The sequence below is a fragment of the Sorangiineae bacterium MSr12523 genome, from assembly GCA_037157775.1.
Lineage (GTDB): Bacteria > Myxococcota_A > Polyangia > Polyangiales > Polyangiaceae > Pendulispora > Pendulispora brunnea.
In genome coordinates this window covers 8,067,268-8,086,979 of sequence record CP089982.1, presented here as the reverse complement: position 1 = coordinate 8,086,979, position 19,712 = coordinate 8,067,268, and the positions used below count along the sequence as shown (strand labels likewise).

The following is a 19,712-nucleotide window of genomic DNA, read 5'->3' as shown; positions in this document are numbered from 1 at the left end:
TAGCTTTCATTATCCTAAGGAAAGTCGAGGCGGCCGCCGCTTAACTCGCCGAGACGCTCCTGGAGCATGTTCGTCTGTATCTGCAACGCCGTCACCGAGTCCGAAGTCCGCGCTGCTATCCATGAGGGCGCTCGTTCCCGCGAGGAGGTGACCCAGGCCTGTCAGGCCGGCGGCGATTGCGGGTCCTGTCACCACATGATCGAGGAAATGGTGGAGGAGCACGAAGAGCTCATCTCCGCCGCCTCCCTCGTCCGCGCCCCCTGCGCAGCCTAAAACTCTTTCTTCGAAGCGATTTTCTTCGAAGCGATGAATCGAGCATGGAGCGCCGGCAAGATGCCGGCGGTGCGCCGGCTTCCAGCCGGCTAGACCTGCTCGACGAGTCGCCTAGAAGGCGGCGGACCGCCGGCAAGATGTCGGCGATCCATATTTAGCCGCAGATCTTCTCCACCAAGAAGGACGCCACGTCGCTCGGCTTGGTGCCGGGGCCGAAGCCTGCGTCGTAGCCCAGCTCCAAGGCCAGCTTGTGGTCGATGCGCGGGCCGCCGAGGAGCAGAACGAGGTTGTCGCGCCAGCCTTGCTTCTTGGCCAAGTCGATTAACGCGCCCGCGTTTTCCTTGTGGCAGTTGCGTTGCGTGATGACTTGGCTCACCAGAATGGCGTCCGCATTCAGCGCGCGGGCGCGTTCGGCGAGCTGCTCGTTTTCCACCTGGGCGCCCAGGTTGTACGCCTCGAAGCCCTTGTAGCTCTCCAGGCCTTTGTCGCCCGCGTAGCCCTTGTAGTTGAGCACCGCGTCGATGCCGACGGTGTGCGCGTCCGAGCCCGTGCACGCGCCCACCACCACGATTTTGCGACCGAGACGCGCCGTGATGCGATGCTCGATCTCCTCGCGAGAGAGAGCCTCGGTGCGCACCTCGGGCACCTCGATGGCGGCCACGTCGACGGTGTGCTGCGAGTGCCCGTAAACCACGAAGTACGAATAACCCTGGGCGCACTCCTCCATCGTGGCCACGATGGGCTCGCGAATGCCGTGCGATTCCGCCAGCTGCTTCGCGGCTTCTCGCGCGCGGGCCGACGGCGGAAGCTGCAACGTGAAGGAGAGTTGAACCATGCCGTCTCCATCGCGATCGCCATACGGAGAAAGCGGGCGGCTGGGGAGCGGTGCGTTTTGCAGCTTGTTGGGCATGGCGCGATCTCTTCTCGATTTATAGGGACGACTTGCCCTCGAGCACATCGAGGACGGGGTTGAAATAGTCGGGCGAACGCTCCGCGACACCGCGGTAGCCTTTGCCGCCCGTGCGCGTGCGCTTCACGTCGGCAAATGCGCCGGTGCCAATCGCATCCCAAATGCTATCGCGCTTCACCTCGGCGAGCAGCTCGTGCGCCTCGTCGAGCACCTGCCGCGCGCGCGTCGCCACGATGCCGTCCTTCTTGAACTCGATCTCGTCGCCCAGGTGCTTTGCCGCGCCAAACACGTAACGCGTCGCCTTCAATGACAGATAGCGATCCATCAGCATCGGGTTGTGAATCGCCTCGCTGAACATGCCGAGCAACTCGATGGACTGATTCGTCGTGACGCCCACCAAGTTGAACATCGCATCGTGCACGTGTGCGAAGAAGATATCGCCCACCTTGTGCTTTGTCGGGGGCATCCACTTGATCGGATGGCGCGGGAAAATCTGCCGAATCAACTGCGCCTGCGCGATCTCCATGAGGAAGCTATCTTCCAGCCATGGATTGATCTCGTAAGCGTGCCCCAGGCCCATTTGCTCGTCGACGAGCCCCGCGCGCTTGGCGAAGGCCTCGTTGATGAATTGGCTCGCCAACACCGTGTGGGCCTTCTCCACCGCGTCGGCCGTGGTGAGGTAATTGTCCTCGCCCGTATTGATGATCAGGCCCGAGCGCGCGATGAATCTTCGCGACACGTACTGGTCGACGAAGTTTCGACACATGTTGATGTCGCGGAACAAGATGCCGTACATCGCATCGTTGAGCAGCATGTCCAGCCGCTCCACCGCGCCCATCCACGCGATTTCCGACATGCACAACCCCGACGAGTAATTCGTCTGGTGGATGTAACGGCCATATTCGTTGGTGGCCTCGTCGGTCGCGCGGCGGATGATGCGGAAGTTCTCCTGCGTGGCGAAGGTGCCGCCGTAACCCTCGGTGGTGGCGCCGTGCGGCACGTAGTCGAGCAACGACTGCGCCGTCGCGCGGATGACCGCCACGATGTCGGCGCCGGCGTATGCGGCTGCCTTGGCCTGCACCGCGTCGTCGTAAATGTTCCCCGTTGCCACGATGACGTAACGAAGCGGCGTTCCACCGGGGCGGACGCGCTCTTTCAGGTCCTCGCGCTCTTTGCGCGCGCGGTCGATGCGCTCGATGGCCGCCGTCGTATGCGGCGCCAGCGCCCCGCGCACCTCTTCGAGCGAAGGCCCGCCTTCGCCCGAGTCGATCTCGTGGCCATAGGCGAGGCGCTCGGCGGCGTCTTGAATCGTGCTCGCGCCGTCGAGCAGTGCGCGCCCCAGAAAAAGCGGCATTCCGCGGCCCAAGAGCCCGGCCTTGTGGTAGCGGTCCACCGCCAAATTCACGAGCGGGGCGCCCTGATCGTCGACACCGTCGACGCCGTAGGCTCGAAGAAACGTGCGTTCCGCCCCCACCGTCGTGTGACGGTCGATATAACGCTGTACGTCATCGGCAATGTCGGACGCGAGCCCGCGGCATTCCGCGACTTTGTCCTCGTCCATGGGTACGGTCGGCATGATCGGCATTTGCCACGACCGCACCACCGTGCACAACCCCTCACCCCTCTCCCGCTCCCGCTCCCGAAGAATAAAAAAGACGGGAGCGGGAGCGGGTCAAGCGAGGAGACAGCCCAAAATCGCGAGCAGGGCTCCGGCTGCCACGAGCGCGGCCATCCATTTTGCCGGCCAGCGCTTCGGGCCGCCGGGCAAGAGGCCTGCGATTCCCAAATAAAAGAGGATTCCCCCGGCCCCGAGTGCCGCGTACGCCAAGGCGCTCGGATGTTCGTCGCGGGCGAGGTCCTCGCGCAGATGCTCTTCGAGCGCGGGGCCCGTGAGCGTTTCGCCGGTGGCGGCGGAAACATCGGATCTCGTGCGGGCGCCGATGCGTGCAAGTTGCACGTTGGCCTCGTGCAGTCGCTCGCCGCCATCGCCCTCCAGGACGCGGGTCGAAAGTGCAGCACTCCGCACTGCACGCCAGGCTCGTGCACAATCGCCCCAGTTGCCACTTTGCTCGGCGCGTTGGGCCAGCGCGGTCAGCCGCTCGAATCCGCGGTCGGGGTACGGACTGAAGGGCGCGCGAGCCTCGGCCGCGGCGCGCGCTTCGTCGATGGCTGCCGGTGCATCGCCGCGCGACATGGCGGCATCGCTCGCCGACATCGAGCGCGCCCCAATGGAATACTGCCGCGCCATCGCGACCGAGAGCAGCACCACCACGGCGAGGACGACGCGAACGACCACGCCCTTCACGGAAAATCGCGCCGCTGGAACAAGAGAACCCCCATGGTGACGAGCAACACCGCGTATAAGAGCGCATTTTGCGCGGCCCCCGCAACGAAAGGCCAAAGCGGCGTGCCCGCGACCTCGCCCAGGAGCAGTGCCCGCGGCGGAGCGTAGAGGTTCAAGTTGGGAAAGACGAACGACAGCGTCCGCCCCACCGCGCGCCCCGCCTCCGGGAAATACCGCGACGGAAGGTGCGCCAGGGCGTCGGCATGCCGCCCCACGAGGAACACCCCGCCGCTGTACACCGCCGTCAGCGCCGGCGACGAGAACGATGCGAAGACCGTGGTGAGCCCGACGACGATGGCCGACTCGCAGAGCGTGAGCACACTCGATGCGAGCACGAGCCGAATCTCCCGGCCGGCGAGCGCGAGGTTCCCACCCGCCTCGAGCGCCAGCACCGCGAGCACCACCGCGGCCTGAATGGCCACGAACACGGCGATGGTCAGCAAGGTCCCCAGGTACTTGCCCACCAAGTACTCGTGCCGGCGCAGCGCGCGGGTCAACAAGGGGAAAATCGTCTTGTACTCGATTTCACGGTGCAACGTGGTCGACCCGAGGACGATGGCCACGACCGCCGCGGAGAGCGAAATGGACGCGGCGCCGAGGTCCGCCACCACGCGAAGCTCCTCGTGAATCGACAGCGCCGCCACGAGCACGGCGTAAGCGCACGTCGCCAGCGCGAGGGCGAGCAGCGCATGCAGCACGCGCGCGCGCACCGCCTCGCGGAAGGCGTTCATGGTGATCGCCACGACGCGGGACATCATCGATGGAACGTCCGCGAGACGTACCGCCGCAGCCGCTGCGGAAGCGACAGCATCGCCGTGCGCACCTTCTCCTCGTAGAGCGATCGCAGGATGCCGTCGCCGAGGTTCACCAGCACGCCGTAAGTGAGAAGCATGCGCGGTTCGCCCGCGCCGCCGGAGGGCAGGGGCGCGTAGCGGAAGAAGCCCCACGCATCTTCCACGTCGTGGGGGCGCGACAGGTCGACCCAAAATCGGATGCGCGATTCGGCGGGTTCCTTCTTCAGGTGCATCGTGTACGCGGCATCGATGAAGGCGTTGCCATGGTGCACCTCCATGTACCCGCCTTCGGGCCCGAATTGGAGGCGCTTCACGAACTTCGCGCGGGGCATGACCTCGGCGTACGCGGTTTCGCTGTCCACGAGCGCCAGGAGCTCTTCCGCACTCACGGGCACGATGGTGTACGTCACCCCGCCGACGTACCGGTGCCCATCGAGGTGCGACGTCTGCGGCCGCACCACCGTCTCACCGCGCTCGATGCGCGCGAGCTCCGCCTCGGTCAGCGCATTTTCCTGGGCACGCGCCACGCGGTCCACCGCCAGCGAGGCAAGGGCAAGAAGAAGCATTCGCCGCGTTGCGCCCGCCATGCGCCCCGCACTCTAACCCGTATCTTTCGAGACGTCGTCGTCCGATTGGCTTATCTGCTTCGAGTGGTCCTTCTGCGAGGACGGCGGCAGCGGGACGAAACCGGCGAGACCGGTGCGGTGTGCGGCTTCGAGAGATAAGTTACGCAAGAGCGTTAGGGCGATCCTCTCACGAGAGTCGGACGAGGGCTCCGGCCCCGCCGGGATGGTTTCGCTGCCGCTGCTCGGCTGCAACACACGCGCCGAACCGGCACAATCATTCGAACGTTACGTCACGAACCGACGACGATCTTCACGCGCGGACCCACCGTCATTTCGAGCTCGCCGCGCATCTCATGCAGATCGCCGTCGATCATGTAGCGCATGGTTCCGTCGGCGCTTTCGATGATCGCGCGGTGCGACGTCTCTTCCAGCGTCTTGCCCGCGCGCATCGGTTCCGCGCGCCAGATGCGGGGAAGCTCCCGCACGAAGCCCATGGGCGAGGCCGTGATGCCGAGCATGTGGAACGACTGCGGACGCTCGTCGAAGCGGTAGAACGGCCGGAAGCCCAGGCCGATCTGGTCGATGGTGCCGGCGGCGACGGCCAGAAAATCGCGCTTCTCCCATCGCGAGCCATCGGCAAAAAGCACCGAGCCACGGAAGGGCTGGGCCATGCGCCGGATCATCTCGCCGCGCACCAACGTGCTCCCCACGCCGCGCGCCAACGTCTTCGCGGCGACCAGCGGGGTGGGTTCGCCATCGCGGTAATACTCGGCCAAGAAGCCGTGCACCACGCCGGTGCCGAAGAGGAATCCGTAGTGCTCGCCGATGCGCATGACATGGCGCTCGACGTTGACCAGCGGGCGGGTGGCGCGCTCGGCGTAGTCGCGAATGAGGCGGCCCAAAAGCCCTTCCGGCTTGCCGCGGCGGATGCCCACCGAGTTCGCCACCGTGTTCATCGTGCCGCCGCGCAGGAAAGCGAGCTGGGGAAGCGCGCTTCCGCCGTACACGTTGATGAAACCGGTGATGGTGACGTGGTTCGTTCCGTCGCCGCCGCTGATGCCGAGAACGTCAATTTTCAGCCGGCGGAAGTCTTCCGCGATGCGGTGAAGCTCGTCGATGGACCGCGCCTCGCGCAAAATGCCGTGGTCGCCCAACGTGCGCGCAAGCCTTTTCGCGGCGCGGGGATCCCGCGAATTCTTCCGACTGCGCGGGTTGAGAACGACACCGATTCCGGACATGACCGCTTGGTATGACGATTGTGGGCTCATCGGTCAAGCAGGGACTGCCGGACGACCTTCGAGCCTATATCCGTGCTTATGATGCCGTCGATGCTTAGCCCCCTCTCCTCACAAATCGACCACGCCCGTCGCAGCGTCCTTTTGGTGCGCGCGAGCGAGCTCGAGGTCATCGTGGTTCGCGGCAGCGACCGCATTTCCTGGCTCAACGGTCTTCTTACGTGCAACCTCGCTGCGGCCGCGCCGGGACAGGCCATCTACGGCCTCGCGGTTCAGCAGAAAGGCCGCATCGTCTGCGACGTCACCGTCCTCGTCGAGGAGGACCGCGTTCTACTGGTCGTGCCGGGCTCGATCCGCGAAGAGCTGGAGAAGTCGTTCGATCACTACCTCGTGATGGAAGACGCGGAATTTTCCCACGCACCGTACGCCGTGTGGCACGCCCACGGTCCGCGCGCACGCGATCTCGTGGCTGCCGCTCGGGCGGTGGGGGCGTCGGCGGCGGAGCTCGATCCGACGGGCCTCGGCGGGGCTGTGATCGCCGCGCCCGCGGAAGGCGAGGCGAAGGTATTCGAGGCGCTCTCCACGGCGCTGGATCAGGTGGGCGGCCTCGCGGGCGACGATGCCGGCTGGGAAGCGCTGCGCCTCGAGCAGGCCGTGCCGCGCTTCGACCGGGACTTCGACGGCACGACGTACCCGCAAGAGGCCACGTTGGAGCGGCGCGCTGTCTCCTTCGACAAGGGCTGCTACCTCGGGCAAGAGGTGGTGTGCATGCTCGAGATGCGCGGCCGGGTCAAACGCAAGCTGGCATCCATCGTTCTCGCGAAAGACGGTGCCGCAGAGCCCCCGGCGAAGGGCACCGAGGTATTCGACGCGGCGGGCACCAAGGTGGGCGAGATCACCAGCAGCGCGCCCAGCCCCACGCACGATGCGCACGTGGCCTTCGCCATGCTGAAAGCGTCGGCCGTGGCGCCCGATGCGGCGGTGAAGGTCGCAGGCCGCGACGCGCGCATCTACTCCGGCGGGAAATAGTCGACCTCCAGCGCGGAGGCGCGTCCGACGACACCCCGCGTGTTCACCATGCTCACGCGGAGCTGGTTTTTTCCCGGGCGGAGCGTCCATGTCCACGTGGCGTCTTTCGTCTCGCCCGCGCGTCCGTTGTCGTCGATGCGGTAGCCGGCCAACCAAGGTCCGCCCGCGTCGAAGTGCAACGTGAGAACGCCCGGGCGCTCGGCGGAGGCCCCCACGTCGATGTGCACGCGGTTCATCGCCGGATAAATCTTCGCGACCGTCGACGCCTGCACCCGCTCCGGGATCGTGGAGCCCTGAAAGAGCAGCTCGTGGTGCTCACGGGGTCCCAGGAGCGCCACCCGGCGGCGGTGCTTGTCGTTTCCTGGCGGCTGCACGTTGTCGAGGTTGTAGGTCAGATGCTCGAAATACTTTTCCCACTCGGCACGCTGTTTGGGCTCGGGCTTCTCTTCCATCCAGGACGAGCGCCCGAGCACGAAGCGCAGCTTCTCCGGGGCGGAACCGCGCCGCACGTCGCGAATTTCCGCGGCGGACAAGGGAACGTCGCCAAGGCGCCATGTGCCGTTGTTCTGGCCATCGGCCACGTACCACTTGCCAAGATCGTCGTTCCACACCTCGGTCACCGCGTGGCCTTTACCCAATCCGAAGGAGGCACCGTCGCGGGTCAGTCCGAGCGTGCGAGCGGGGTATCCCATGGTTTGAAACACCTGCGCCAAGGTGACGCTGTACTCGACGCAGCGGAAGTGCTTTCCCGCCTCGACCTCGCGGAGGATCGTCAGTGCGTCCTCGTGCGTGGGCTCCACGAGGCCGGAGTGCGACCAGCGGTTGTGCACCCACGCGAGCAGCGCGAGTTGCTTTCCAAGCTGCGTGCGCTCGCCCGCCACGACGCTCTCGAGCTTGTAGCGCGTGCGAAGCTCCACGAAGTCCTTCGCGTCGATGTTCTCGAACTCGTGCAACCGCGCGAAGTCATTGTCCGCGTTGTCGAACTTCACCACGTCGTACACGCGATGACGCCGCGCATTGGTGCGCACGGCCTCGCGAATCGCCGAGAAACGCGCCTCGCTTCGCACGCTGGTCAAGTCGTCATCGGTCTCGAGCGACTGGATATCGTCGTAGCCAATGTCCGCGGCGGCGCGCAATGCATCGAGGGCCGCGGCCTTCTTTCCGGCGAGCGCCTCGAAGCAGGCAATTTGGTACTGCGCCGCGCTTTTCATGCCACGGAGCTTCGGTGGCAGATCCATGGTGAAGATCTCCCGAAGCGCGGCGGGGCCTTCGTCGTACCGTTTGTTGTCGTACGCGTCGCCCGCGCGTTTCCAGATGGCATCGAGCCGCCGCAGCAACTCGAGATCGAGGCCGGAATCCGCCCCGGTCGTGGGGGCAGGCGGCGGCGTTTCCGCACGCGTTGCCGCGGTGACCGCGGGCGGTTGTGGAGGTGCCCGGTGGGCGGAGCACGCGGCGAGAAAGCTACCAACGAGAGCGGCCGAGCCGGCACGGAGCCAATGCTTCATGCCGGTTCTTCGCCGCTGCAGTCTTCGAAATTTCGTGCAGGCCTACAGCTTTCGATCGAGCCGGAAGCGGCGCTTGTCGCCTTCGTCGGGCAACGGCTGCACGCGCAGCATTTCCAGTGCGATCTCGCGGATGCGGCCGTCCTTGCCCACGCGAAGGTGAAGGCGATCGCCGTCGCTCTTCAGCACTTCGCACCGGCCGAAGGCAAAATGGTCGACCAGGTCCCCGGCCTCGGGAAAAACCGTGTCCAAATCGTCGGTGTGGCGCCGCACCGGGCGCGGGGGCGCGGGGGCGTTGTTGCTCGCGGCAATGGCATCGGACCACGTGGTTGCGGGCGCCACGGGCGACGGCAGTTCCGCGCGAGGAGGTGCGGGGCTCACTTCCTCTCGTAGGGCGGAGGGCTCGCCTGCGTCGCCATGCACGGCCGCGGCGCCATCGAGGGCGGTGGCCACGGCTTCGAAGGTGACGATGCGCGCGGTCACGATCTCGCCTGCCAAGGTATCCAGCCCGCGATCCGTCTCGCGGCCAAGGACTGCGCGCAGGGCAAGAGGCGCATCCGGCAAGATCCCCAGGCTGCCTTCGAGGAGCAGGAGCTGCACGGGACCGGCGATGCGGCGCAGCACGTCCGGCGAACCGGGGGCTTCGCCCAAGGTTCGAAGAACGACATCCGAAATGACACCGCCGCCGCGCAGCCACATGCGCGCGACGCCCTCCTCACGGAATGCTGCGACGAGTGCGTCGGGCAATGTCTCGCCGCGGGTGCCTTGGAGAACGAGGTGACGGACTTTTTCGCTCGAGGTCGTTTTCATCTTTCAACGTGACGCGGCTACGGGTGGGCAACAGTTGGCTTGGTGACATTGGTGATGGAGGCAGAGGGCGCGCGCGGCGCATAGACGATGCCCAAGGTGAATCGGAAACGGGGTGTGGTCATCGCCAGGGGATCGTTGAATGGAATGGCGCCGCCGCCGCTGATCTGAAAGGCGACGTCGGTCTTTTCGAAGGGCGCGCTGCGGACGCCGGCGGTCCACTCCGCCGGCACGAGGTGCTTGCCATTCGGCTCGCTGCGAAGGAAGGACCCGTCCTGCACGAGGTCGTGCTGTTCGGGAAAAATAGGCATCACACGGGCCTCGCCGGTGACGCTCAGAAGGTCGTTCCGGAGAATGTCGAAGCCAATACCGAGGGCCGCATAGCCCTGCGTGCCCACGCGCCCGCCGACGAACTCCGACGTCTCACGGATGCGGGCCCCGAGCTCAAGCCCCGCGAACCACCGGCCCCGGCGATAATCCGCCGCCACCGACGGCGCAAACACCGCGCTCTTGTCGCGCGCGAACTGGTCGCTGTCCCCCGTGGGTGCCGACACCACGAACCTCGCCGCCAGCGCGAAGTGCTGCTCCGGCTCGACCCGCGGCAGGATGGCGTAGGCCAGGCCGAAACGCAGATCGCGCATGGCCGTGTTGCGCAGCCGATCGCCCGCGGTCAGGCCGCTGATTCCGCTACCGCTCTGGATCAGCGTGAGCGGCAGCGCAAGATCGAGCTCGAGTTGCTTCGCAATGCCGTAGGCGAAGAGGAAGTTCGCGTTGATCTGGTTGTCGATGGCATTCACGTCCGTGCCCGTGGGGGCGGGCGACGGGAGGTGCAGCACGATGGGGCGCGACAGGTACGAGGCGAGCAGCCCGAAACCAAGGTGCGCCGGTGCCACCGTCTCGGTTCCAGCGACGCCCACGAAACGCGACGGACCCGGGTTGGGCCACAGCGTCTCGGCATTGATGCACGTGTTCGTCTGCGGGTTGTCGCAACTGCTCGGCGCGGCCAGAGCCGGGTGCGGAACCAACACGACCAACGATGCGAGAAGCGAAGGAACGACCGAACGGAACGCGTGGACGGTGCGAAAGGAAGGGGGCCGCAATCGGCGCATGCGCGGGCACGTTATCATGGTAGTAGAGCGGCCGAAGTGTCGATCTCGCCGAATGACCCCGTGACCCGCATCATCCTGGGCAGTGGCTCGCCTCGCCGGCGAGAAATCCTGGAGGCCCTGCGGATTCCATTCATCGTGCGCATCCCCCAGGTGGACGAAAGCGTGAACGAGGGCGAGGAGCCCGAAGTTTACCTGGATCGCATCGTCCGGGCGAAGCTCGCGGCGATCCACGCCTTGCTCGACGAGGGCGAGCGCCAACGCGCCATCGTGCTCGTGGCCGATACCAGCGTCATCCACCGTGGAGAAATCCTGGGCAAGCCGGCCAGCGTGGAAGACGCCGAGGACATGGTGCGCAGCCTCGCCGGCGACACGCACGAGGTGAAAACGCGCTTTCTTCTCGCCTTCACCGGCGAAGACGCGGGCATCGTGCCCTTTCACGCCGAGACGGTGACGACGCGCGTGACGTTCCGCGCCCTCTCCGAGGAGGAAGTGCGCGACTACGCCGCCAGCGGCGAGGGCCTGGACAAGGCGGGCGCGTACGCGGTTCAAGGCTTTGGCGCTTCGTTGGTTTCGCGCATCGAGGGCTCGTACTCCAACGTCGTCGGCCTGCCCGCGTGCGAGCTCGTCGTAGCGTTGCGCCGCCACGCGCAGCCATGAAGCGCCCCTGGCATGCGGCGCTGGCCGCATCCGCAGTGGCGCTGGGCGTGCGCCTTGCGGTGGTGGCCTGGGCCTGGCGCATCTTTCCGCCGAGCGCCGATGGCACGTATTACCACAAGCTCGCCGTGCGCCTGGCCGAGGGCCACGGCTATACGTGGCTATGGCCCGACGGCGCCGTGACGTATGCCGCGCATTACCCCGTGGGGTATCCGGCCTTGATGGCGCTTGGGTATGCGCTCTTCGGCGTGCACCCGGTGGTGGCCATGGTGCAGAACGCGTTGCTCGGCGCCGCGATGGCGTGGGCGACCCATGTTCTCGTGGAGCCCATCGTTTCGCGCGGCGTGCACCCGCGTGCGCCGTTTCTGGCGGCCCTTGGCGTGGGGCTTCACCCTGCGTTGGTACCGTACACCGCCGCGTTGATGACCGAGGGCACGACGACGGCGCTGCTCACGGTGGCTGCGGCGTTTGCATCGCGTGCGCGCGGGGTAAGCGCGCCACGCCGTGTCGTTCCATGGCTCCTTGCCGCAGGCATCACCATGGGCATCGCCACCTTGGTACGCCCGCAGTCGCTGGTCCTCGCACCCGCATTGGGCGTGCTCGCGCTCGCACGGTCCTTCTCGTGGCGCGCACGCGCCGCCGCCGCAGGTGCCGTGCTCGGCGTCACGCTTCTCTGCTGCGCGCCGTGGACGTTGCGTAATTGCATGCATATGCATCGATGTGCCTTGGTGAGCGTCAACGCCGGATGGAACATGTTCATCGGGGAGGAGACGCGGAGCGGCGCTTGGGAGGAGGCCCGCTTTCCCGAGGAGTGCAGCACCGTTTGGGACGAGGCCGAAAAAGACGTCTGCCTCGAACGCGTCGCACGCCGCCGCATCCGCGAGGCCCCCGCCGCGTGGTTCGCCAAGATGCCGCGCAAGCTCGCCGTTACCTTGGACTACTTCGGCGCGGCCCCGTGGTACCTCCGCACCGCGAACGCGAGCGCTTTCTCCGAGCGCGCCAAGCTCGCCCTCGGCACCGTCGAAACGGTGGTCTCACGGCTCCTTCTCGTCTTTGCGCTCGCCGCCTTGGCCTTTCGCCCCGGCCCACGCCGCAATCTTCGCCGCCTCACCGGTCTACTCGGCGTCGCCCTGGCCTTGTCGCCCGTCGGATGGCTCGCGTACCTCGTTTTGGCCCTTCTTGCCGCCGAAGCCGCCCTCGCCGAACCAGCCGGCGCGGTCCTCTTCGGATGGACCGCCGCGGTCATCGCCGCCACCGCCGCGACCCACGCCGTCTTCTTCGGCGCGGGCCGTTACGGTCTCGTGGTCGTCCCCTTCGTCACCGCCCTGGCCGCGCTCAACCTCCGTCGGGTTTCGCGATGTTGATCTGCCATTTCGCGGACAGATAGTCGCGAACCTGGGCGAGGTCCGAGTCCAGCAGCTCGTGGTCGTAGACGATCACCTCGGCAAAGATGCCCGTGAAGTAGACGCCCGGGGTGAGCTTGCCGTCCGTGTTGGCCGACGCGCCGAGCAGCGAGCCGTCGGCGAAGAAGTCCACGGTGTTTGGCGCCGCCGTTTTACCTGTCTTGGGATCGCCGTCGAACAAGCCCGCCCAATGATTGACGGTGGAGACGACCTCATACAGGTGCGGCGCCGCAGCATTCGGCTGCGGGACCCCCGTCAACTGCCGGCCAGTGGCGCCGAAGCCGTCGTACATGAAATTGTCGTTAAACGGCATGTAGACGTAGTCGCCGTTCGAGAACTTCCAGAACCCGTTGTTCGTCTGCGTTGCGCTCAGTGTCTTGTAGATCGCGAACGCGTGGGCCCCACGCAGCTCCGAGAACGATGGGCCGAGAAGATACTGCGCCGAGCTCGCGGTAAAGACAATGCCCGTCTTGTCGCTGATCGCGCTGGTCGTGAAGTACGGAGCTCGTTCCGGCGCCGTTTGTTTGAAGTGTTTCGCTTTGGGTGACTTGTCCGTCCATTCGGTGACGCGGTTGTCCGCGGTCCGCTTCACGGCATTGGCATCGGCTCCGTCGAGCCAAAGGAACAATCCGCCCACCTTGCTCGGATTCCACGGCGTGTTCTGATCCGTCTGCGCATCTCCCGGCGTTGCATCTTTGTCGCCCAGTCCGGAGTCTCGCTCCACGTAGACCGGTGTGACCGGTGCTGGCTCGTCCCCCACGCACGCGCCGAGCGCGACCCCTCCGACCGGGAGGAGCGCGAAAATCAGGGTCCACGAAAAACGTCGCTTCATGATGGCGAAGGCTCCTAAAACGAAAAGCTGGCGCTCGCGCCGGCCGTGTTGGGGGACAGCAGCGGCGTCACGCGCGCCGCCGACGAGGGGCGCGGCTCCTTGGACGTCGCAAAAAGATAAATTCCAACTCCGAGCGCCACCGCACCCGCTGCACCTGACACGATGGCGATGGTCTGGCTCGTTTTGGCGCTGTTGTAGTCGTCCGTTGCAGCCTTGTTCTGCACGTCGGTGTTGGCGATGTCGCCCTGTGCACCATAGCGAACGGCGCTATCGTGCTCGCGGCCCGATTTGTCATCGAAGGCCTTCGCGCGCAGCCCGAAGAAGACGCCCGCACCCAGCGCCAACACGCCGGCTCCACCCACCACGAGGCCGATGGTCCTCTTTTGGCGCGCCGTACGCACCGCCTCGAGGTCCACGTCGTTCGACGTCGCGGTTTCCTGCGACTGCGGCGCGGCCGCGACCGCGGGCTTCTCCGCGGGCATGTCCTCGAAGGGCGGCACGTCGAGCCGGGTCGTTCCGGGCCCGGGCTCCAGGTTCACGCGCTGGGTCCACGTCTTCTTTCGCGGTGCCGATACCGTCACCTCGTGCTCGCCGGGGTCGACGGGCAGCGGCGTTCCAATGGCGCCGCTACCGAAGGGCAGCCCATCGAGCTTCACCTCGGTGCCCTGCGGCGCCGTCGCGGCCGCGACCACCAAGGTTCGCAGCTTCTTCTCCAGTGCTTCGGCGCGCTCCTTCGCGTACTTCTCGCGATCGCGCTGCCCCGAGCGCGCGGCGGTCGCCGTGGCCTCGACGTATTCGGCCCACGCGCTGGCCGTCTTTCCTTCCTTCTCGTGGCACCCGGCCAAGTTGATCAGCGTGCCGGTCGCCGGCTCCAATCGCTGGCTCTCGGCGAATTTGATGCATGCATTATGCACATCTCCAGCGGCCATCAGGCGCTGTCCCTCGCGGTAGAGAGCCTCGGCCGGCGCACTCGAACTTTGCGCTCGGACGGGTGTCGCGGCTGCGACGCTTGCGAGCAAGAGCGCGGCCACGGTGATGGATCGCACCGGATTCATCGTCGAGTGTCCCTTCATGGAATACGTATTTCTCTTTCTCTATTTCCGCGTCGCCTTCGTCGGATCGAATGTCCCATCGTCCGCTGCTGCGGGCGCGCTCGATGCCGAGGCCGCGCCGCGGGGGCGGTGACGCTTCGAGGAATGCGACGTTTTCTCGCCCGCGTCCACGGCCTCGGGCTCCTTGACCTTTTCGGCAACCGCTTCTTCGGTCGCGGGTGGCGCAGGAATCGCGGCGGCCGCCGTGTTCGCGACGGCGGTCGCCGTAGCCGTCCCACTTGCGACGACGACGGGCGGGCTCGCGGGCGGCGTCTTGGTGCGCGTGAGAAAGAAAATCGCCAGGATGCTTCCCGCGACGACGAACACCACCGGGATGCCGATGACCAACGCGAGCATCGAGCGCTTCGGCGGAAGCCCTGCGGGCGACGTGATGGACGGCCCGGTGGATCCGCCCGTGGTCGACGCGGCCGCGTTCGAACCGGTCCACGCTTGCGGATTCGTCGGGTACATCCCCGGTGCGGGCGCAGGCAGATTCGGTTGGCTGATCGTCGCATCGGAGAAACTCTGCACCCGCTCGACCGACCCACGTGCGCGCCACGCAAAGGGCGCGAGCGCTTGTGCGAGGTGCGACGCCTCGGGGAAACGATGCTGCGGATCGCGCTGCAGGCACGCGTAGATCACCTGCTGCAGCTCCTGCGGCACGTCGGGCCGGTAGTGTGCAATCGGCGCCGGATTCTGCTCCAAAATGGCCGCGAACAGCTCCCCCAGCGCCTCGCCGCGGAAGGGGAGGGTGCCCGTCAGCATCTCGTACAGAATGACCCCGATGGACCAGATGTCCGATCGTCGGTCGACGTTCTTCGCGCTGCGAAGCTGCTCGGGCGACATGTACAGCGGCGAGCCAAGGGTCGCCTTCGTCGACGTGAGCGCGTGGTCTCCGGCTTCGGCCAGCGGATTGGTCGCCTTCGATATCCCGAAGTCCAGCACCTTCACGATGGTCTGCCCGTTGCTCTTGCGGGCCAGGAACAAATTCCCCGGCTTGAGATCGCGGTGCACGATGCCGTGGCGGTGCGCTTCCGCGACCGCTTCCAACGTCTCCAGCACGATGTCGACGGCTTCACCAATGGGCAAGCGGGGTCGTTCGCGCAGCACGCCGGCGAGATCCATCCCATCGAGGTACTCGAGCACCATGTACGCGAGTCCGTTGGGGGTGTGGCCCGCCGCAAAAACGCGGGCTACGTGCTCGCCCTCGATGCGCGCGGCCGCGCGCCCTTCGTTGATGAATCGGGTGACCGCCTGCGGCATGTTGGCAATCTTCGCAAGGAGCACCTTGATGGCGACCCTGCGGGCCAAGTCCGTATCCACCGCGGCGTAGACGGCGCCCATCCCCCCTTTTCCGATGAGGCGCTCGATCCGGTATTTGTCGAGGAAGAGTTCCCCTTCCTGCAGAGTCTCACTCACCCCGCCGAGGGTACGCGACGAGCGAGCGAGCTCAAAGGCCCAGATTCCCGCGACGTCGCGAAAATCCGGTGAGGCCCAAACCATTGGTCGACTCGAGGTCGGAGAGGAACTCCTTGAGTAGGTCGTTCTCCTCTTTCCCGCGCGCGGTCTTCAACTCACGCAAGGTGGGCACCGTCGCGTGGCGCGCGAGCGCTTTGTACTGGAAAAACCGGATGAACGTATCCTTGTCGATCCCGGTATCGATGCCACCGATCCACGGCCGATCCGGTGCGCTGGCCATCGCGATGGCGTTCCACGCTGCCGCACGCGCGTTTCGATCGTTCACCGAGTCGTGTGCCACGTCGACGAACTTCGCCGCCGCCTCGGGATCTTGCGTGAGCGCCGCCACGCCCGCCGGCCCATCATCGACACCGGCGAGCTGCTGCTCGGCGTCTTGGTCCGCGAACACCCGCGCCGAAGGCTTGCCCGAAAGCTCGAGAACGCGCACCGCGAGATCGCTCGCGAGCTCGCGGGTCACGTCGCTCATCAGGCGATCGGCGAGGATCTGATGCATCACCTGCGCGTCCGAGAAAAACTGACGGGACCCGAGGGCAGCGCTGCGACCGCGCAGCTCGCCGCGCCAGACCTGGGCGGCGTCGGCCTTGCGTTTGATCTCGCAGCTCAAATCGACGTACAGAACCGCGTAGCCGAAGCCCTTGTCCGAAGCGCGCCGCAGTGCGAAGCGATCCAGCCGTGACTTGACCACGTAGCCTCCGGGCTCCCCGCCGTGGAAGGCGCGTGCCTGGAGCTCGCTGCGGATGCCGCTGGCCAGCACGGCGGCAGGCCCCGGAGGCTCCGCCCCGCCGGGCACCAAGATGACGTCGAGGTTGGGCGAGGCGCCGATGGGCTCGAAATCGATGGGCGTGACCGCCTCGCGGGCCGTGTTCGGGGCGAGCGTGGGGACGTGCAGTTCGAGCGGGCCCGCCCCGCAGGCAAACAAGCCAAACAACGAAAGAAACGAGAGCCGGGCACCAAGCTTGCGCATCGCGCGCGACTTAAATCACGCTTTCGTTGCGAAGCGGCGCGCAAAGTGCCACCTTGCGCGGGTCGACGCCGAACAGGCAATCGCCGGTTCCGGTTTCACGACTGACGAACGGGAGGAAAGTCCGAGCTCCAAAGAGTGCGATGCCGGGTAACGCCCGGTGGCGGAAACGCCCAGGAGAGTGCCACAGAAAACAAACCGCCCCGCCCCGGCAAGCCTAGCTCGCTCGGCGCAGGGTAAGGGTGAAACGGTGGGGTAAGAGCCCACCGCATCGGCGGTAACGTCGATGGCATGGCAAACCCCATTGGGAGCAAGGCCGCGTAGGCAGGCGTTCGAGGGCTACTCGCCCGAGCCTGCGGGTTGGCTGCTCGAGGCGTCCGGTAACGGCCGCCCTAGAGGAATGATTGCTGCTGCGGGAAGGGCGACTTCCCCGCGGAACAGAACTCGGCTTACGGACGACGTCGACCACGCGCCCGCGGCTCCTTCGGGAACGCGGGCGTCGTGCTTTGCGCTATCGTCCCCGTGATGAGCATCGACGCACCCGCCCGCGTGCTGCAAATGGGCGAGCCCGGGCTACGCCGCATCTCGGAGCCGGTCGCGGACATCGCCGATCCCGCCTTCGTGGCCGATGGCCGCCGCCTCACCGCCACGTTGCACGCCTTTCGCGAGGCGCACGGCTTCGGGCGCGCCATCTCCGCCCCGCAGATTGGCGTCGCGCAGCGCTTCATCGCGGTGCACCTCACGGGAAGGACCTCGTTTCACGGCCTCCTGATCAACCCGGTCATCACGTGGCGCAGCGAGCAGACCTTCACGATGTGGGACGACTGCATGAGTTTTCCCTCCATCCTCGTGCGGCTGCGGCGGCACGACTCCATTTCGCTCTCGTTCCATGACGAGCGCGGTGAAGCTCGAACGTGGACGCAGCTCGATCGCTCGACGTCGGAGCTGCTTCAGCACGAGATGGACCACCTCGACGGCATCCTCGCCGTCGACCACGCCATCGACCGCGATGCCATCGTGATGCGCGAAGCCTTCGAAGCCATGCCCGATCACTTCCGCGGCCAGGTCGACTACGTGATCGGCAGCTGAGGGCAGCTGGCGAGAGCGCCGCGCGTTCAGGCGGCTTTGGTCGTGGTCCCGGGCTCGGTTTCGCTGACCGGCGCGTCTTTGATCTCGAGCTCTTCACCGAGACGCCGGCGCAGCTTCATCTTGGCACGCGATTCGATCTGGCGAGCGCGTTCGCGTGAGACCCCGAGGCGCCGCCCAATCTCGGCGAGGCTCAGTTCGTCCGGATCATCGGCCATCACCCGCACGGTCACGATGTAACGTTCGCGCGGATCGAGCTCGTCGAGGGCTTCGCGCACGCGGCTCTCGATCTCGTGCGTCCGCTCGTAGCGCAGAAAGTGTTCCTCTTGCGAGGGAAGCGGGGAGGGAAGCGCATCGACGATCGACGAGGTCGTGTCGTCATGCGCTTTCGTGTCGAGCGAAAGATCGCGCGCCTCGACCCGTTGCGCGAGCTGCGAGATTTTCTCCTTGGTCGTGCCGAAGCGTGACGCGAGCTGTTCGGTCACCTCGTCCGAGTCCGAGGTCAGCGCGGAGATCTTCGCCTTCTCACGCCGTAGTCGGAAGAACACCTTCGAGCGCAACGGACCGGCGCCAACGCCCACGATGCTCCAGGCGCGAATCACGTAGTCGAGGATGTACGCGCGAATCCAATGTGCAGCGTACGTTACGAAACGCGTTCCGCGGTCGGGATCGAATTTCCGAAGTGCGGTCATGAGGCCGACGTTTCCTTCGGAAATCAAATCGGCAAGCCGCAGTCCGTAGCGCCGATACGTCAGCGCAATGGCAACGACATGTCGCAAGTTGGCTTCGACCAACGCGCGCACGGCCTTCGGATCACCGTGGTCTCGCACGCGCAAAGCGAGGGCCACCTCGTCTTCACGCGACAACGTCGGTGCTCGTTGCACGCGCGCGATGTAGTTCGAGATGCTGGGGTTGGGGTCGAGGGAGCTCTTCATGTTGCGAAGCTCCGATCTTCACGACCCAGGCCGTGTGAAGGGGCGATGGCGGCTCGGTCCACATGGCCGCACGATGCAGGATCAGTGCGAGCGGCCCCGCCACGCTCTCGTCGTCAAGGACTTGACGTGGGTTCCGCAAAAAACGCGCACCTCAGCAACTCGACGCGCCGCGCAAACGGAGGTCGTGTTCCAAGATGAACGTGGCAGTCCTGCCGCCCCGTGGCAGCCGTGCGCGCTTCAGCCGAGGAGGGTGTGACGCCCTTCTCGGGGGCTTGGGGCGGCGGAGCCCCCCAAAACTAGGCTACGAAGCCCCCTCAAAGCAGCTCTCGGGACTTTGAGGGGCGGAGCCCTTCAAGCAGAAAAACTAGAACCGCAGCCGCAGGTGCCCTTGACGTTCGGGTTGTTGAATTTGAAACCCGAGCCGTGGACCCCTTCGACGTAATCGATCTCGGTCTCCTCCAGGTACTGGTGGCTCAGCGGATCGACGTAAAGTTTGACACCATTGGACTCGTACTGCTCGTCCATCTCACCGATCGCGTCTTCGAAGTACAGGTCGTAGCTGAACCCGGCGCAGCCACCGCCAACGACCCGCAAGCGCAAACCTTGGCCTTCGAGGCTTTCGGCGGCGGCGATCTCTTTGACCTTGGAAGCGGCTTTCTCAGTGATGGTGATCATGGTCTTCGCCGATTATACGGACGACGT

20 protein-coding genes and 1 other RNA gene are annotated in these 19,712 nt (G+C 66.0%); 6 read left to right on the top strand and 15 right to left on the bottom strand.

Annotated features, from left to right (window positions below; genetic code table 11):
- Window positions 1–66 precede the first annotated feature (66 nt).
- Window positions 67–273: a (2Fe-2S)-binding protein gene (locus tag LZC95_31775; GenBank protein WXA91020.1), complete on the top strand. Its 207-nt coding sequence runs from the start codon at window positions 67–69 to the stop codon at window positions 271–273.
- A 154-nt stretch (window positions 274–427) separates the two neighbouring features.
- On the opposite strand, the gene LZC95_31770 is transcribed toward LZC95_31775, so the two are convergent.
- The 6 genes from LZC95_31770 to LZC95_31745 all read right to left on the bottom strand — a co-directional run bounded on the left by LZC95_31770 (window position 428) and on the right by LZC95_31745 (window position 6,125).
- Complete coding sequence (locus tag LZC95_31770) at window positions 428–1,183, bottom strand: cobalamin-dependent protein (protein WXA91019.1); 756 nt, start codon at window positions 1,181–1,183, stop codon at window positions 428–430.
- A 19-nt stretch (window positions 1,184–1,202) separates the two neighbouring features.
- Window positions 1,203–2,759, bottom strand: a complete 1,557-nt coding sequence (locus LZC95_31765) for a lysine 5,6-aminomutase subunit alpha (GenBank protein ID WXA91018.1) — start codon at window positions 2,757–2,759, stop codon at window positions 1,203–1,205.
- A gap of 96 nt (window positions 2,760–2,855) precedes the next feature.
- Window positions 2,856–3,488 carry a hypothetical protein gene (locus tag LZC95_31760; protein WXA91017.1) on the bottom strand — a complete coding sequence of 211 codons (633 nt, stop codon included), beginning with the start codon at window positions 3,486–3,488 and terminating at the stop codon, window positions 2,856–2,858.
- Window positions 3,485–4,285: an ABC transporter permease gene (locus LZC95_31755; GenBank protein ID WXA91016.1), complete on the bottom strand. Its 801-nt coding sequence runs from the start codon at window positions 4,283–4,285 to the stop codon at window positions 3,485–3,487. The genes LZC95_31760 and LZC95_31755 overlap by 4 nt, the downstream gene beginning before the upstream one ends.
- The gene (locus LZC95_31750) at window positions 4,282–4,887 is read right to left on the bottom strand and encodes a hypothetical protein (protein ID WXA91015.1); all 606 of its coding nucleotides are present in this window, start codon (window positions 4,885–4,887) and stop codon (window positions 4,282–4,284) included. The genes LZC95_31755 and LZC95_31750 overlap by 4 nt, the downstream gene beginning before the upstream one ends.
- A gap of 290 nt (window positions 4,888–5,177) precedes the next feature.
- Entirely contained in the window at window positions 5,178–6,125 is a 948-nt protein-coding gene (locus tag LZC95_31745; GenBank protein ID WXA91014.1) for a sphingosine kinase, read from the bottom strand.
- Window positions 6,126–6,215: 90 nt separating this feature from the next.
- Between LZC95_31745 and LZC95_31740 the strand changes: the two genes are divergently transcribed.
- Window positions 6,216–7,151 (top strand): folate-binding protein YgfZ, encoded by a 936-nt coding sequence (locus tag LZC95_31740; GenBank protein ID WXA91013.1) that lies wholly within the window; start codon window positions 6,216–6,218, stop codon window positions 7,149–7,151.
- Here the strand turns inward: LZC95_31740 and LZC95_31735 are convergent.
- The 3 genes from LZC95_31735 to LZC95_31725 are packed head-to-tail and all read right to left on the bottom strand — an operon-like array spanning window position 7,133 to window position 10,569.
- A complete protein-coding gene (locus tag LZC95_31735; GenBank protein ID WXA91012.1) occupies window positions 7,133–8,656 on the bottom strand; it encodes a transglutaminase-like domain-containing protein in 1,524 nt (507 codons plus the stop codon). The genes LZC95_31740 and LZC95_31735 overlap by 19 nt on opposite strands.
- A 42-nt stretch (window positions 8,657–8,698) precedes the next feature.
- Window positions 8,699–9,463, bottom strand: a complete 765-nt coding sequence (locus LZC95_31730) for a hypothetical protein (protein WXA91011.1) — start codon at window positions 9,461–9,463, stop codon at window positions 8,699–8,701.
- Window positions 9,464–9,480: 17 nt separating this feature from the next.
- Window positions 9,481–10,569, bottom strand: coding sequence for a hypothetical protein (locus tag LZC95_31725; protein ID WXA91010.1), 1,089 nt, complete (start codon window positions 10,567–10,569; stop codon window positions 9,481–9,483).
- 36 nt (window positions 10,570–10,605) lie between these two features.
- Here LZC95_31725 and LZC95_31720 point away from each other — a divergent pair, with 36 nt between their 5' ends.
- Window positions 10,606–11,226, top strand: coding sequence for a Maf family protein (locus tag LZC95_31720; protein WXA91009.1), 621 nt, complete (start codon window positions 10,606–10,608; stop codon window positions 11,224–11,226).
- Window positions 11,223–12,587: a glycosyltransferase family 39 protein gene (locus LZC95_31715; GenBank protein WXA91008.1), complete on the top strand. Its 1,365-nt coding sequence runs from the start codon at window positions 11,223–11,225 to the stop codon at window positions 12,585–12,587. Before LZC95_31720 ends, LZC95_31715 begins: the two co-directional genes overlap by 4 nt.
- Here LZC95_31715 and LZC95_31710 read toward each other — a convergent pair.
- The 4 genes from LZC95_31710 to LZC95_31695 are packed head-to-tail and all read right to left on the bottom strand — an operon-like array spanning window position 12,559 to window position 16,992.
- Complete coding sequence (locus LZC95_31710) at window positions 12,559–13,458, bottom strand: hypothetical protein (protein WXA91007.1); 900 nt, start codon at window positions 13,456–13,458, stop codon at window positions 12,559–12,561. The genes LZC95_31715 and LZC95_31710 overlap by 29 nt on opposite strands.
- 14 nt (window positions 13,459–13,472) lie before the next feature.
- On the bottom strand, window positions 13,473–14,513 hold the full coding sequence (locus LZC95_31705; protein ID WXA91006.1) for a PEGA domain-containing protein: 1,041 nt from the start codon (window positions 14,511–14,513) through the stop codon (window positions 13,473–13,475).
- Between the two features lie 39 nt (window positions 14,514–14,552).
- The gene (locus LZC95_31700) at window positions 14,553–15,968 is read right to left on the bottom strand and encodes a serine/threonine protein kinase (GenBank protein WXA91005.1); all 1,416 of its coding nucleotides are present in this window, start codon (window positions 15,966–15,968) and stop codon (window positions 14,553–14,555) included.
- Window positions 15,969–15,999: 31 nt separating this feature from the next.
- On the bottom strand, window positions 16,000–16,992 hold the full coding sequence (locus tag LZC95_31695) for a hypothetical protein (protein WXA91004.1): 993 nt from the start codon (window positions 16,990–16,992) through the stop codon (window positions 16,000–16,002).
- Window positions 16,993–17,055: 63 nt separating this feature from the next.
- Between LZC95_31695 and rnpB the strand changes: the two genes are divergently transcribed.
- Window positions 17,056–17,457, top strand: an RNA gene (rnpB, locus tag LZC95_31690) — RNase P RNA component class A.
- A gap of 57 nt (window positions 17,458–17,514) precedes the next feature.
- Entirely contained in the window at window positions 17,515–18,078 is a 564-nt protein-coding gene (locus LZC95_31685; protein WXA91003.1) for a peptide deformylase, read from the top strand.
- A gap of 26 nt (window positions 18,079–18,104) precedes the next feature.
- On the opposite strand, the gene LZC95_31680 is transcribed toward LZC95_31685, so the two are convergent.
- The gene (locus LZC95_31680; GenBank protein WXA91002.1) at window positions 18,105–19,010 is read right to left on the bottom strand and encodes an RNA polymerase factor sigma-32; all 906 of its coding nucleotides are present in this window, start codon (window positions 19,008–19,010) and stop codon (window positions 18,105–18,107) included.
- A 351-nt stretch (window positions 19,011–19,361) separates the two neighbouring features.
- The gene (gene erpA, locus LZC95_31675) at window positions 19,362–19,685 is read right to left on the bottom strand and encodes an iron-sulfur cluster insertion protein ErpA (protein ID WXA91001.1); all 324 of its coding nucleotides are present in this window, start codon (window positions 19,683–19,685) and stop codon (window positions 19,362–19,364) included.
- Window positions 19,686–19,712 lie beyond the last annotated feature (27 nt).